The 14,003-nt window shown below is 66.9% G+C and carries 14 protein-coding genes; 6 read left to right on the forward strand and 8 right to left on the reverse strand.

Translation table 11 applies throughout. The annotated features are described in order from the left end of the window. The first annotated feature begins 77 nt into the window (after positions 1–77). Entirely contained in the window at positions 78–1,025 is a 948-nt protein-coding gene (locus tag J2T07_RS12945) for an RluA family pseudouridine synthase (protein ID WP_306850496.1), read from the forward strand. A gap of 110 nt (positions 1,026–1,135) precedes the next feature. Here J2T07_RS12945 and J2T07_RS12950 read toward each other — a convergent pair whose 3' ends face one another. After that, entirely contained in the window at positions 1,136–2,563 is a 1,428-nt protein-coding gene (locus J2T07_RS12950; RefSeq protein ID WP_306850497.1) for a CPBP family glutamic-type intramembrane protease, read from the reverse strand. Between the two features lies 1 nt (position 2,564). Continuing rightward, positions 2,565–2,906 (reverse strand): 4a-hydroxytetrahydrobiopterin dehydratase, encoded by a 342-nt coding sequence (locus J2T07_RS12955; protein WP_306850498.1) that lies wholly within the window; start codon positions 2,904–2,906, stop codon positions 2,565–2,567. A 116-nt stretch (positions 2,907–3,022) separates the two neighbouring features. On the opposite strand from J2T07_RS12955, the gene J2T07_RS12960 reads away from it, so the two are divergent. Next, positions 3,023–3,616: an NfuA family Fe-S biogenesis protein gene (locus J2T07_RS12960; protein ID WP_306850499.1), complete on the forward strand. Its 594-nt coding sequence runs from the start codon at positions 3,023–3,025 to the stop codon at positions 3,614–3,616. 13 nt (positions 3,617–3,629) lie between these two features. Here the strand turns inward: J2T07_RS12960 and J2T07_RS12965 are convergent, their stop codons facing one another. The 6 genes from J2T07_RS12965 to J2T07_RS12990 form a co-directional block, all read right to left on the reverse strand. Further along, complete coding sequence (locus J2T07_RS12965; RefSeq protein ID WP_306850500.1) at positions 3,630–3,980, reverse strand: c-type cytochrome; 351 nt, start codon at positions 3,978–3,980, stop codon at positions 3,630–3,632. Between the two features lie 17 nt (positions 3,981–3,997). Continuing rightward, on the reverse strand, positions 3,998–4,318 hold the full coding sequence (locus J2T07_RS12970; protein WP_306850501.1) for a c-type cytochrome: 321 nt from the start codon (positions 4,316–4,318) through the stop codon (positions 3,998–4,000). A 99-nt stretch (positions 4,319–4,417) separates the two neighbouring features. Continuing rightward, positions 4,418–5,653 carry a TraB/GumN family protein gene (locus tag J2T07_RS12975; RefSeq protein WP_306850502.1) on the reverse strand — a complete coding sequence of 412 codons (1,236 nt, stop codon included), beginning with the start codon at positions 5,651–5,653 and terminating at the stop codon, positions 4,418–4,420. A 25-nt stretch (positions 5,654–5,678) separates the two neighbouring features. Beyond that, positions 5,679–6,569: a carbon-nitrogen hydrolase gene (locus tag J2T07_RS12980; RefSeq protein WP_306850503.1), complete on the reverse strand. Its 891-nt coding sequence runs from the start codon at positions 6,567–6,569 to the stop codon at positions 5,679–5,681. Positions 6,570–6,612: 43 nt separating this feature from the next. Further along, complete coding sequence (locus tag J2T07_RS12985; RefSeq protein WP_306850504.1) at positions 6,613–7,650, reverse strand: agmatine deiminase family protein; 1,038 nt, start codon at positions 7,648–7,650, stop codon at positions 6,613–6,615. A 191-nt stretch (positions 7,651–7,841) separates the two neighbouring features. Continuing rightward, a complete protein-coding gene (locus J2T07_RS12990; RefSeq protein WP_306850505.1) occupies positions 7,842–8,183 on the reverse strand; it encodes a hypothetical protein in 342 nt (113 codons plus the stop codon). A 176-nt stretch (positions 8,184–8,359) separates the two neighbouring features. Between J2T07_RS12990 and J2T07_RS12995 the strand changes: the two genes are divergently transcribed. Genes J2T07_RS12995 through J2T07_RS13010 form a run of 4 tightly spaced genes read left to right on the forward strand, consistent with a single transcriptional unit; the run spans position 8,360 to position 13,951 of the window. Next, positions 8,360–10,249: an ABC-F family ATP-binding cassette domain-containing protein gene (locus tag J2T07_RS12995; RefSeq protein ID WP_306850693.1), complete on the forward strand. Its 1,890-nt coding sequence runs from the start codon at positions 8,360–8,362 to the stop codon at positions 10,247–10,249. 2 nt (positions 10,250–10,251) lie between these two features. After that, the gene (locus tag J2T07_RS13000; RefSeq protein ID WP_306850506.1) at positions 10,252–11,268 is read left to right on the forward strand and encodes a phosphoglycerate mutase; all 1,017 of its coding nucleotides are present in this window, start codon (positions 10,252–10,254) and stop codon (positions 11,266–11,268) included. Next, positions 11,265–12,977 (forward strand): single-stranded-DNA-specific exonuclease RecJ, encoded by a 1,713-nt coding sequence (recJ, locus tag J2T07_RS13005; RefSeq protein WP_306850507.1) that lies wholly within the window; start codon positions 11,265–11,267, stop codon positions 12,975–12,977. Before J2T07_RS13000 ends, recJ begins: the two co-directional genes overlap by 4 nt. Further along, positions 12,977–13,951, forward strand: a complete 975-nt coding sequence (locus tag J2T07_RS13010; RefSeq protein ID WP_306850508.1) for a multidrug resistance efflux transporter family protein — start codon at positions 12,977–12,979, stop codon at positions 13,949–13,951. Before recJ ends, J2T07_RS13010 begins: the two co-directional genes overlap by 1 nt. Positions 13,952–14,003 lie beyond the last annotated feature (52 nt).

Raw genomic sequence — 14,003 nt, forward strand, 5'->3', positions numbered from 1 at the left:
ACTGGCACCCCGCGAGAGATGAGTCTTCAGCGGAGCCTGGCGCCCGCCGAGTATCCTATCAATTTCGAGTTTTATCAATGCAGACGGTAACTTCCCTCGACGGCGGCCAAGGTGTGCGCCAGGTCGAAATCGGTCCCGAGAGGGACGGTCAGCGCGTGGACAACGCCCTGATGACCCTGCTCAAGGGAGTTCCGCGCAGCCTGGTCTACCGCCTGCTGAGAACCGGCCAGGTGCGGATCAACGGCAAGCGCGCCAAGCCCGAGACCCGCCTCGCCCTTGGCGATATGCTGCGAATTCCACCGGTTCGCGTGGCCGAGCGCGATGAAAGCGTCGCTCCTTCGGGCATGGTCCGGGCGGTCGCCGATTCGGTCATTTTCGAGGACAAGCACTTCCTGGTGATCGACAAGCCCGTGGGTATCGCCGCCCATGGCGGCAGCGGGGTGAGCCACGGAGCCATCGAATTGCTGCGGGCGGCCCGGCCGAACGAACATCTGGAACTCGTCCACCGGCTGGACCGCGACACCAGCGGCGTGCTGGTGCTGGCGCGTTCCCGTCCGGGCCTGACCGGCCTGCAGGCGCTCATCCGGGACAACGAGGTGACCAAGCAGTACCTCTGTCTCATGACCGGCACGCCGCGCAAGGCGAAATTCGATGTCAACGCCCCCCTGCTCAAGTCGGTGATGCATGGCGGTGAGCGCATGGTCCGCGTGGATGACGCCGGCAAGCCGTCGCTCACGTTCTTCCAGGAACTGGAGCAGTACCCGGGCGCCCGGCTGATGCAGGCCACGCTCGGTACCGGCCGCACCCACCAGATCCGCGTGCATGCCCAGTATGCGGGCCACCCGCTGGCTGGCGACCCGAAGTATGGCGACGAAGAGGCGAACAAGCGCTTCCGCGCCAAGGGACTCAAGCGGATGTTCCTGCACGCGGCACGGATGAGCTTCGACCTTGGCGGCAAGAACTACGACTTTTCCGCCCCATTGCCCGACGATCTCAAGGCGTTCCTGGACAATCTGCGCGGCTGACGCCTATCAGTGGCAGCCGACCTGGTGGGAGCCGACCTTGTCGGCGATCCCGCGGCAGCGGGCAAGGTTTAGGCAAGCACCCATCGCCGACAGGGTCGGCTCCCACCAACTCAGCCCAGGAATCTCGCGCTGACTTCCAGCGATCGGAGCAGGCCGCCGGCCAGGCCGGCCTGGAGGAGTACCGCGCTGAGCGCGTGCGCCAACGCCACGGGCAGCAAGGCGCGACGGTGGAAGTACCACCAGGCCCAGCCGAATTCGGCCACGAAGCACAGCTGCATCAGCAGGCCATTGGGGGTATGCAGCAGGGCGAAGGCCAGGGCGGTGAGCAAGAGGGCCAGCGGGCGGGGCAGCGCCCGTTCCAACAAGGCCCCGACGACCGCCAGCATCAGCCATTGCTGGAACAGGGCCCAGCCGACGTATACGGCCACGCGCCCCAGTGGCGGCCACGAAGGGGCGTGACCGAAAAACACGACGACGCAGAGGGCTGCCGGTACCGCCAGCAGCGGCCAGCCGGCGGCGCGCCACGTGCCGAGCCAATGCCAGCGCGGGAGCACGCCGGTGGCATGGAGAAAGAAGGCGTAGGACGCGCCCGCCATGAACATCGTGACGCCGATCGGGTCCGGACGATCCGAAAGCCCCAGCCCTGCGATGAACCAGAGCGGGCCGACGAGGACGAGCCCGGCGTCGATCAGATCCCGCGCGGCACTCGCCGCCACAACCGGCTGACGCAGGTGCCGTCGCAGGACCGATCCCCCGAAGGCGCCGAGCACGAGCAGGTAGACCAAGGGCGGCAACCAGGGCAGCCCCGCTTGCGCGGGGCCGGCTGCCGTCTCCGAACCGAATGTCACCAGTGGGTCGGCCGCGCGGGCATGGTCGCGCCATGCGAGCAGCCCTTCGGCCGACAGCCTGGAGGGAAGGGCGCCAACCGGCGACTGGATCGGGCCAGTTTCCGCCACCAGAGAAGCCTCGTGCAGCGTGAACGTGGCCGCCGCGGGAAGCCTCACCTCCAGGCGCAACATGGCTGCGCGGGTAGGCGGCGCGGCTGGCCGTCCCGCCGCGTCGGTCCAGTCCAGACGGTCCAGTCGAAGAAAGGAAGGCAGTTTACCGGCGGCCAATGTGCCGAGCGCGGCGCGCCGAATCGGGCCGCTCAGCGTTTCCCGTGCCACCCAGGCGTAGTTGCCAGGCGCAGAGGCTTCCGCGCGAAGCCACAACCGGTCTAGCCGCGTCACGTCCGCGGGCCGGGTCAGGGGCAGGCCGATCTCCATGGCGGAACCATCCGTGGCGCTGAAGGCCAGTCCGCCAGGGGCGGGTTCGAGACGTCCGGCACCGAACGCGCGGCCGGCGACCACGTCGTCCCGCTCACGAAAGCGCCACGACCAGGGCGACCCACCCGCGGCGAAGGCGTCCCGATCGGCCGCGCTTTCGCTTTCGATCGCTGCCCGCACAACGGTTGCCGCGAATCGCGGCAAGGCGAAGAGCGAGGCGATCGTCAGGATCGCACTCGCCAGGACCGCCCAACGGGCACTGCCCCGATGCATGTCAGCGGTCCAGCAGGGCCTCGACCCGCGCGGCGCAGATGAAGTCGTTCAGGGAGAGGCCGCCGACATCGTGAGTGGACCACAACACCTGGCAATGGCCATAACCCGCTTCGAGGTCCGGATGATGGTCTTCCTGGTTGGCCATGAAGCCCACCGCATTGATGAAGCCGAGCGTGTGGTGGAAGTCGGGGAAACGGAAGTCCTTGACGATGGCCTTGCCGCCAGCGGTGACCTTCCAGCCGGGCAGGCTTGCCAGGTGGCCGTCGATGGCGGCGCTGTCGAGCGCGTGCTCAGCGCCCTTGCGCGGCTGGCAGTGCTGGGTGGCGAGCGGGGAGAGGGTCATGGTGTATCCATCCATCCTGAGAAAGCGCGAAGCGTCCGCGCTGGCGATTGAATTGTCAAAAGACGGCGCCCAACTCGAAAGCGTACTAAAATGGTGCTGATTACCCCGGAGCCATCATGATCGACATTTCCGAACGCGCGCAGGCCCATTTCCAGCGCCTGCTGGCCCAGCAAGGTGACGAGGGCCTCGGCATACGCTTGCGCGTGGTCGCGGCGGGCACGCCTTCCGCGCAGTGCGAACTGGAATTCTGTGGCGCCTCGGAGCTCACCGGCGACGAATGGACGGTCGAGTGCGAGGGCTTCAACCTGTACGTCGACGGCGAGAGCATGCGCTGGCTCGACCCGGCCAACATCGACTACGAGACCACCCCCACGGGTAGTCAGCTCAACATCCGCGCACCGAGGATCAAGGGCGAAGCGCCGGGCGAGGGTGCCGGGCTCGTCGAGCGTGTGCAGTTCGTTCTCGAGTCGGAAATCGCGCCGCAGATCGCCTCGCATGGCGGCCGTATCTCGCTGGTGGAGGTGACGGCCGAGGGCGTGGTCGTGCTGCGCTTCGGTGGCGGTTGCCACGGTTGCGGGATGGTCGACGTGACACTGAAGAATGGGGTGGAGAAGACCCTGCGCGAGCGTATCCCCGAAATCACCGAGGTGCGCGACGCCACCGACCACGAGACGGGCGAAAAGCCCTACTTCGCCCGCACGGCCGGATAAGACACCAGGGCGGTCATTCGCCCTGGATGTGGTGCTCGAGACCCTGCAGTTTGGTCGGCATCGTGGCGAAGTAGGCCGAGACGTCGTCGATGTCCTGGTCGGACAGCGTGGCGGCGAAGCCCTTCATGATGGCGTTGTCGCGGCGGCCATCCTTGTACTCATGCAGGGCCTGCGCGAGGTAATCGGCGTATTGGCCGGCAAGGCGCGGGTACTGCGGGTCGACGGCGTTGCCATCCTGGCCGTGGCAGGCCACGCAGGTGGCGATCTTGGTCTTGCCGCGCGCCGGGTCACCGGCGGCGAAAGTCTGGGTGGCGGCCAGCGCAAGGAACGCGCCGATGGCAATCAGGGAAAACCCACGGATCATCGTTCGTCCTCGGCGGCTTACTTGGCGAGACTGGAAAGGTAGGCGGCGATATCCGCGATTTCCTGGTCGGACATGCTTTGCGCCTGGGCGCCCATCGTCGGGTGCTTGCGCTCGCCGCTCTTGTAGGCCTTAAGGGCGTTGACGATGTACTGCTCGTTCTGGCCGGCGATATGCGGCACGTGGTACTCGGGGTACGCGTTGGCATAGCCCGGCACGCCATGGCAGCCGTTGCAGGTGTAGACGAGTGTGCGACCCTTGGCCTTGTCCCCTTCGGCATGCGCGGCGGATGCGGCGCACAGAGCTACAGCGATCAGTCCAACCAGATGCAGACGCTTCATTAAGTGTTCCCTGGGTGCCGGGCGGGGCCGGGGGTTGAATAGCCGTCGAAGTATAGAGGCGTGCCGCGACGGCGGACAACTCGGGCCGGGAGATCGCCGTCAGAACAGGCTGCGGATGATGTGGATACCCGCGATGTATTCACCGGCGATGGTGCCGATGCTCACCAGGAAGAAATTGAGCAGGGTGCGCGCCACGCGGTTCTTCCACCAACCGGTCCAGTGGGTGATGTCGTCGCGCAGGTGTTCGAAGTCCAGCACGCGGGGCTTGCGCACCCAGGCTTCGGCCATGGCGCTGACCGCGCCGGAGGGAATGCCGGGCCGAAAGGGTTTCAGGGGCGCGGCGACGAAGGCGGCGATGATGGACAGCGGATGGGCGCCGGCGATCAGCGCGCCCAGCGCCGAGAGGCCGCCGGTGAGCAGGATCCAGTTCTTCAGCGCGTCCACGCCCAGGCTCGGGCTGCGGTAGAAGGCGTAGCCGATCGCGGCGAAAATCGCCAGCACCAGGGCGACGGCAAGAACCTTCGGCCAGTTCGAGGCGGGCGGCGTCACGGCGAGATCGTCGGCCAGCGCCCGCGCATCCCCGTGCTGGTCCGCCAGTTGCGCGCTCATGCCCTTGAGGTGCCCGGCGCCGATCACCACCAGCACCTTGCGGCTGGGAGCCGAGGGATCCATCGAGGCGCCGTTCTCGCGTAGCTTCGCCGCCATGAACTCGTCGCGTTCGGCGATCAGTGCGCGGTAGAGGGGGGCGGAGCCGCTGGCGAATTCGCTGAAGGCACTTTCGAGCAGGTCGGCCTGCTTCAGCTTCTCGATGTCGGCCTCGGCGATCTCCTCGCGCTCGAACACGCTGCCGAGCATGCCGGCCATCAACCCGAAGCGCTGGAAGAAGCCCACGCTGCGCCATGCCCGCTTGAGCGTCGTGCCCACCTCGCGGTCGACCAGCCACACCGGAACGCCGCGCGCGTCGGCGCCATCCATCGCGGCCTTCATCTCGGCGCCGGGTTCGATGCCGTACTGCGCGGCGAGGCGCTTCTGGAACGAACCCAGCACCAGGCTGGCCGCGACCATGCCTGCCTTGCCCTGGCGGATGACCTGGAACAGGTCCATCTGCTTGAATGCTTCCGGATCGCGGATGCCGTGCGCGCGGCTCGGGCAAAGCTCCACCGCCACGGCGTCGAAGTGCTCGGTCTCCAGCAAGGCATCCACGGCCTGCACGCTGGCGCGCGACACGTGCGCCGTGCCGAGGATGACGTACTCGACGCCGTCGCGCGTCATGCGCTCGATGGGTTGGCCTTCCAGGGCGGTGGGCAGGGTGACGTCGTACTCGGCCGGAATCATTCGCGGGGTGGTCCTTGGGGTGGGGTCAGTCGCGGAAGCGCTTGGTGAGATCGCCGTAGGCATCGATACGGCGGTCACGCAGGAACGGCCAGATGCGGCGCACGTGTTCGCTGCGTTCCATGTCGACATCGCAGACCAGCAATTCGCGCCCGTCGGTACCGGCCTGGGCGAGGAACTCACCCTGCGGGCCGGCGACGAAGCTCGAACCCCAGAACTGGATACCGCTGCCGACGTTGGAGGGATCGGCCTCGTAACCAGTGCGATTGCACGAGAGCAGGGGAAGACCGTTGGCGACGGCGTGGCCGCGTTGCACCGTGATCCATGCCTCGCGCTGGCGGGCTTTCTCCTCATCGGAATCGTTCGGATCCCAGCCGATCGCAGTGGGATAGAACAGCAGGTCGGCACCGGCCAGTGCCATCAGGCGCGCGGCTTCGGGGTACCACTGGTCCCAGCACACGAGCACGCCGAGCTTGCCGACCGAGGTCTGGATGGGATCGAAACCAAGATCGCCCGGCGTGAAATAGAACTTCTCATAGAACGCCGGATCGTCGGGAATGTGCATCTTGCGGTACTTGCCGGCGATCTCGCGCGAGCGGTCGAAGACCACGGCCGTGTTGTGGTACAGGCCGGTGGCGCGCTTCTCGAAGATCGAGGCGACGACCACGAGCTTGAGTTCCTCGGCGAGCTTGCCGATGCGATCGGTGCCCGGTCCGGGAATGGTCTCGGCGAGATCGAACACCTCGACGCTCTCACGCTGGCAGAAGTACGGGCCGTTGTGCAGTTCCTGCAACAGCACCAGTTCCGCGCCGGCCTTCGCGGCATCGCGCAGGCCGGACTCGATGGCATCGAGGTTGGCGTCGCGGCTGCCACGATCGGTTTCCTGGAGGAGGGCGACCTTGAGGGTCTTGCGGGTCATGGACGTCTTTCCTCGCGCGGCACACCGCGCTTGCTTGGGTGGATTACCGGGTGATCGCCGAGGGCAGCTGCATGGTGATGCAATGCAAGCTGCCGTTCTGCCAGATCAACGGACGGCATGGCACCTGGACCACTTCGCGGCCCGGATGCGCCAGCCCGATGATCCGCGCCGCCTCGTCATCGACACGGTCGCCATAGGCCGGCACCAGCACGGCGCCATTGACGATCAGGTAGTTCGCGTAGGAAGCCGCGAGGCGGCGGCCTTCATCGATGATCGGCCGGGCCCACGGCAACGGATGCAGCGGGTAGGGTTTGTCCTCCAGCGTCCTCAACTCGGCCAGTTCCGAGGCCATCTGGCCCAGTTCCTCGAAATGCGGATCGCTGTCGTCGTCGCACGCCTGGTACACGATGCCGCCGTCCTCGGAGAAACGCGCCAAGGTATCGATATGGGCGTCGGTGTCGTCGCCTTCAAGATAGCCATGCTCCAGCCACAGCACGCGATCCGCGTGCAGCGTGGTGGCCAGGGTATCCGTCATCGTCTCGCGGGAAAGGTCGGGATGGCGCTGGTGCAGGCACTTCCAGGTGGTGAGGATGGTGCCGCGGCCGTCGCTCTCGATGCCGCCACCTTCCAGCGCCCAGTCGATGCGCTTGTGTGGCAGGCCGGCCAGGACGCCGCGCTCGAGCAGGCCCGAGATCAGCGCGTCGTCCTGCTCCGCACCGAACTTGCCACCCCAGCCGGTGAAGCGGTAGTCGTTGAGCAGCACGCCGTCCGCGCCGGTGAGCGTGATCGGGCCGGAGTCGCGCAGCCAGGTGTCGTCGTAGGGCAATTCGATGAAGTGCACGCGGGCCATGTCGGCGCCGGCCTTTTCGATGGCCACCCGGGCGCGTTCGCGCAGGGCGGCATCGGCGACCACGATATGCAACGGCTCGAAACGGGTCACCGCGGTGGCCAGGGCGATGTAGGTGGTCTCGACGCCGTCCAGGCGGTCGGCCCAGTCGGTGCCCGCGTGCGGCCACGCGATCAGCACGCCGGCCTGCGGTTCCCATTCGGCGGGCAGGCGGTAGGAAGAGCGGTCGGTCATGGCGAGGACAGGGCAGCGAGGGAAGCCGGCTATTGTAAGGCTTCCCGGTTACCGCTGCCTGGTGGGAGCCGACCCTGTCGGCGATCCCAGCGGCAGCGGGCCACGCTGAGGCAAGCACCTATCGCCGACAGGGTCGGTTCCCACCGGGCCGTGTCGGCCCTGCCAACCTGCAAGGCCGGCAGGGTTGTGAGCTACTTCGGACTCGCAGGATTGAGGTTGTTGCCCGCCGGGGTGTTGAGCACCGCGTGGATGACGTGGCTGCGCTCGAAATAGACGATATAGCCGGGATACATCCAGCGGTTGATCACCGGCTGCTTGCGGCTTCCGCCACCGCGGGAGTCCAGCTTGGCGGTGGGCTGGCCGAAGCGGCGTTCCACCTCGGCCATGCTCATGCCTTTCTTCGGCAGGTTCATGGCCTGCTCCTGCTGCACGCGCTGCATCAGCAGGGTGTCGCCGGCATGGACGGATGGGGCCAAAGAGGCTGACACGAGCGCCAGCGCGATCGCGGTGAAAACAGGCTTGAAGGTGTTCATGATGGCTCCGTCGCGCTCCCCATGCGGCGCAGGACGCCGTTGTAGCAGATCGCCCCGGGGTGCGCCATGGGCGGCGCCCGGCGGACTTCGCGCTTGTGTGCTGCGTCGCGTTTCGGCGACGCGGACGGAGCGGGACGGCTATCATGCGCAGTCGTCTCTCGCCTGCATGCCTATCCATGATCTCGTTCCGCAACCTCGCCCTGCGCCGGGGCAGCCGTACCTTGTTGTCGCAGATGGATCTCACCATCCAGACCGGCTGGAGCCTCGGCGTCATCGGCCGCAACGGCTGTGGCAAGTCCACCCTGTTCGCCGCGCTCAAGGGCGAGCTGGAGCCGGAAGTGGGTGACCTGGACATGCCGTCGAAGGTGCGTCTCGCCTCCGTGGCCCAGGAGACTCCCGCCTTGCCCGACCCGGCGATCGAATACGTCCTGGGCGGCGACGTGGAAGTGGCCGCCGCCCTCAAGGCCGAAGCGGACGCGTTCGCCGCCGAGGACCACGAGGCCGTGGCCGCCGCGCACATGCGCATCGAGGAAGTGAATGGCTACGACGCGCGTGCCCGCGCCGGCCGGCTCATGCATGGCCTCGGCTTCGCACCCGAAACCCATGAGCGGCCGGTGTCTTCGTTCTCGGGTGGCTGGCGCGTGCGCCTCAACCTTGCCCGCGCCCTGATGGCACCGTCCGACCTGCTCCTTCTCGACGAGCCCACCAACCACCTCGACCTCGACGCCGTACTCTGGCTGGAGGAATGGCTGCGCCGCTATCCGGGCACGCTGCTGATCATCTCCCACGACCGCGAATTCCTCGACGGCGTGATCTCGCACACGATGCACCTGCACGACGGCACCGCCAAGCTCTATACGGGCAACTACAGTGCTTTCGAACGCCAGCGCGCCGAACATCTGCGCCAGCAGCAGATCGCGCACGAGCGCGAGAAGGCCGAGCGGGCGCACCTGCAATCCTTCATCGATCGCTTCAAGGCCAAGGCCAGCAAGGCCAAGCAGGCACAGTCGCGCATGAAGCGCCTGGAAAAAATGGCAGGCACCGAGGCGGTGCGCGCCGAGCGTTCCTTCAGCTTCTCGTTCCCGACGCCCGACCGGCTACCGACCTCGATGCTGCAACTGGATCACGTGGATGCGGGCTACGGGGACCACGTCGTCCTGCACGACATCGCCTTCGGGCTGGAATCCGGTGACCGTATCGGCCTGCTGGGTCCGAACGGCGCCGGTAAGTCGACGATGGTGAAGTCGCTGGTCGGTGAACTCGCGCCGCTGGTCGGTGAGCGCGGCATCCACAAGGACACGAAGATCGGCTACTTCGCCCAGCACACGGTCGAAAGCCTGCGTGAAGGTGCGAGCCCCTTCGACCATCTGCAGGAAAAGGCACCCAATGCCGGCGCGCAGGTGCTGCGCGACTACCTCGGCACCTGGAACTTTCCGGCGGATCGTGCTTTCGAGCCGGTGGACGCATTCTCCGGTGGAGAACGGGCGCGTCTCGCACTCGCCCTGATTGCGTGGGACAAGCCGAATCTCCTGCTGCTCGACGAACCGACCAACCATCTCGACCTCGACATGCGTGAAGCACTCGCCGATGCGCTCGCGGCATTCGATGGCGCGCTGGTGCTGGTCTCGCATGACCGCCACCTTCTCGGCATGGTTTGCGACGAGTTCTGGCGCGTGGCTGATGGCAAGGTGGAGCCGTTCGACGGCGACCTCGATGACTACGCGAAGTGGCTGCGCAGTCGCGCCACCACACGCAAGACGGCGGCCGTGGCCTCCGCGCCGGCCGACGCGCCCGTGCAGGAGTCGGCGAAGGAGAAGCGCAAGCTCAGTGCCGAGGACCGCGAGAAGGAAAAGCCGTTACGCGCGCGGGTGAAGAAGATCGAGGCGTTGATCGAAAGCATGGACAAGGAACTCGGCATGATCGAAGGCAGGTTGGCCGATCCGGCCGTGTATGGCGGCCCAACGGCCGAACTGATGAAGCTCGGCCAGCGCCAGACCGAGCTGCGTGGCGATAAGGAAACGCTCGAAGCGGAATGGCTCGAACTGCTCGAACAGATCGAGGCATGAGTATGAGCGCCGTCCTCCATGTACTGTTGCCGGGACGCGACAAGGTTGGCGGCGTTCCTCCTTTCGCGAGTTGGCTGGCACGCGGAACGACGTTGCCAGCGGCGGTGCCGGGCTACCTCGTCGCACTATCGGAACACTTCCGCTGGCCGCACGGCCCATTGCCCGCGGCCGCCCTGATCCGCCAGTCGGTGGCTGGCGACGCCGGTGGCGCCCTGTGGCTGTCTGCCGATCCCGCGTGGGTGCAGCCGGAACTCAACGGCGCCCGCCTGCTAGCCTGCGGCAACCTCGGCTTGAGCGTGGAGGATTCGAAGAGCCTGGTCGACGCGCTTGCCGAAACCTTCGAGGCGGAGGGAATGAGCCTCCTGGTCGGCGATGCGCAACACTGGCAGCTGCGCCTGCCGAGCTACGTCGAGGTGCCTTCCTTTCCCGAGCCGGAGGATGCGCTTGGCGCCGATCTCTTCGAGCAGTTGCCCAAGGGCGAGGAAGGCCGTCGCTGGCGCGCCTTGATCAACGAAGCGCAAGTGGTCTTGCACAACCACCCGGTGAACCGCACGCGTGTGGCGCAGGGCTTGCCTCCCGTAAACAGCGTATGGCTGTGGGGTCCCGGTGCGCTTCCCGAGTGGGTCGAATGCGGCTTGACGCGCATCTACAGTGACGATCTGCTCGCCTGGGCCCTGGCCCACCGCGCGAACGTGGACGTCCAGTCGCGCACGATGTTCGCCCCCTCGGCTCACGTAGAAGCCGCTCGAGCAGGAGCCGCCCATACAGGAGTCGCCCCTGTGGGAGCCGCTTCAGCGGCGAAGGGTGCTCGCGGCAACCCAGCCATCGCCGCTGAAGCGGCTCCCACATACAGCCTGCTCGACTTGCAGGACATCCAGCCGACCGATTTCGAGCGCGACTGGTGGCCCGCGATCGAGGCGCATCTCACGGCAGGCACCGAGATTCGCCTCGCCTTCGCCGATGGCGTGCGCATGGTGTTACGCAAGAGCCACCGCCTTCGTTTCTGGCGCAAGGCATGACCGCGAGGGCTTGGCGCCAGCGCACCGTCGTCGCCGCGCCGAGCGGCTGGCCAACTCACGTCCACCCGGTGATCCAGCGCATCTATGCCGCACGTGGCGTATGCACGCCGGACGGTGCCGAGCATCGACTGGCGCGGATGCTGTCGCCCAACCTGCTCGGTGGCATGGATCATGCCGTTGCCTTGCTCATGCGCGCCATCGCCGAGGACAAGCGCATCGTCATCGCCGGCGACTACGACTGCGACGGTGCCACCGGCACGGCGGTGGCCGAACGCGGTCTCCGCCTGCTCGGAGCGCGCCATGTGAGCCACGTGGTGCCGAATCGCTTCGTGCACGGCTACGGCCTGAGTGAAGCGCTGGTGGCGTCGCTCGACCCGACACCCGATGTCATCGTGACCGTCGACAACGGCGTGGCCAGCGTCACCGGCGTGGCCGCGGCGCGCGCGCGCGGTATCGCGGTGGTGATCACCGATCACCACCTGCCGGGCGACACGCTGCCCGAAGCCGACGCCATGGTGAATCCCAACCTCGCCGGTGACGGTTTTCCGAGCAAGGCGCTCGCGGGCGTCGGCGTCATGTTCTATCTGCTGTTGGGCATCCGCGCTTCCATGCGTGACGCAGGCCATTTTCCCAACGGCGAGCCGGATCTGAGCGTGCTGCTGGATCTGGTCGCGCTCGGTACCGTGGCCGATCTCGTGCCGCTGGATTTCAACAACCGCGTCCTGGTCGACGCGGGCCTGAAGCGCATGCGCGCAGGCAAGGCGTGTGCGGGTATCACGGCGCTCATCGAAGCCAGCGGACGCTCGCTGGCGACCGTGGGAGCGACCGACCTGGCCTTCGCCATCGGCCCGCGACTCAACGCCGCCGGTCGCCTCGAAGACATGTCGCTGGGTGTCGCCTGCCTGATCACCGACGATCCCGGCATCGCAAGGCGCTACGCCGAACAACTTTCAGCGATCAACCAGGAGCGCCGCGAGATGCAGGCGGGGATGGTCGAGGAAGCCGAGACCATGGTCGCGCGGGCGGCGCACGTGGATGCCGTGGGTGTCGCCCTGTTCGACCCTGGCTGGCACGCGGGCATTGTCGGCCTGGTGGCGTCCAAGTTGAAGGAGAAGCTGCATCGTCCCGTGCTCGCCTTCGCACCCGCGGGCGACGCTACGAATGAGCTTCGGGGCTCGGCCCGCTCCATTCCCGGCTTTCACATTCGCGACGCCCTGGCCGAAATCGACGCGAAACATCCCGGACTGATCCTTCGTTTCGGCGGGCACGCGATGGCTGCCGGCCTGAGCTTGCAGGCCCGTGACTTCGAGCGTTTCGCCGCCGCCTTCGACGCGACGGCGCGCGCGCACCTGGATGACGAGCGGCTGCAAGCCCTCGTCCATACCGACGGCGAACTCGATTACCGCGACCATACCCTCGATCTCGCGAAGCAGCTGCGCCATGCCGGGCCATGGGGGCAGGGCTTTCCGCCACCCCTCTTCGAGGCGCGTGTCGAATGCGCCTCGTGGAAGCCGATGGGTGGCCGCCACCTTCGCTTGCAATTGCGCCACGAACAGGGCGGAGCGCCGCTCGATGCCGTGATGTTCAACTGCTACGACGGAACGCCGCCACCGGCGCGCATGCGCGTGGCCTACGAGCTTTCCGTCAACGACTGGCAGGGCAGGGAAAGCCTTCGGCTGTTGTTGACGCACATGGAAGCCATCGGCTGATGCGCTCCAACGCACTCACCGCCGTGGCGATCGCGCTGCTCTCGGCGCTGTTCTTCACGCTGACCTATGTCCTGAATCGTGCCGTCGTCAGTGGCGGTGGCCATTGGCAGTGGGCGGTGATCCTCCGCTACATCGTCACGTTGCCGTTGCTGGCCGCCGTGTTGCCGTTTCAGGGCGGGCTGGGCAACCTGCCTCACGAATTGCGTTCGCATGCGCGGACATGGCTCGGCTGGAGCACGGTCGGCTTCGTGTTCTTCGGTGTGCCGCTGACCTGGGCGGCAAGCAGTGGTCCGTCGTGGCTCGTCGCGGGCAGCTTCCAGGTGACCGTCCTCGCTGGCCCGTTGATGGCTCCCTTCATTTATCGCGACGAGCGTGCGCGCTGGCATGGGGGCGCGCTGGCGATCGGTGCACTGATCGTGATCGGCGTGATGCTCCTGCAGTTCGGTCATGCGCACGGTGCGCTGGACGCCTCCGCGTGGCTGGCGGTGGGCGCGGTGGTCTTCGCCGCCTTCGCTTACCCACTAGGCAACCGGAAGATCCTGCTTCACCTGGAGCGCAGCGGCACGAAACTCGGGGCGGTGCAGCGTGTGTTCGGGATGACCCTGGCGAGCTGGCCGCTATGGCTCGTGTTGTTCGTCCTGACCGGGATGACCATCGGACCGCCGACGCTGCGCGAAGTGCTGCTGGCGAGTGGCGTGGCCTTGTCGTCGGGCGTGATTGCCACCGTGTTGTTCTTCCACGCCACGGAGCGGGTCGGCCGGCAACCGACGGCCCTGGCCGCCGTCGAGGCGATGCAGGCGGCTGAATTGTTGTTTGCCACCGCGATTGGTGCGGTTTTCCTCGGCGAAGCGATTCCTGGCGCCCTGGCCGCGACGGGAGCCATCGCCATCATCGTCGGTATCGGCCTGTTCGCATGGGTCAGTGGAAAGGAGGCCGCGCCAGTCGACGATCGCGATACAGGGCGCGGCGCTTGACGCCGAGGTAACGGATACGGCGTAGGCTGGGGTGTCCTCACGGAGACCTGGC

The sequence above is a fragment of the Luteibacter jiangsuensis genome, assembly GCF_030812295.1.
GTDB lineage: Bacteria > Pseudomonadota > Gammaproteobacteria > Xanthomonadales > Rhodanobacteraceae > Luteibacter > Luteibacter jiangsuensis_A.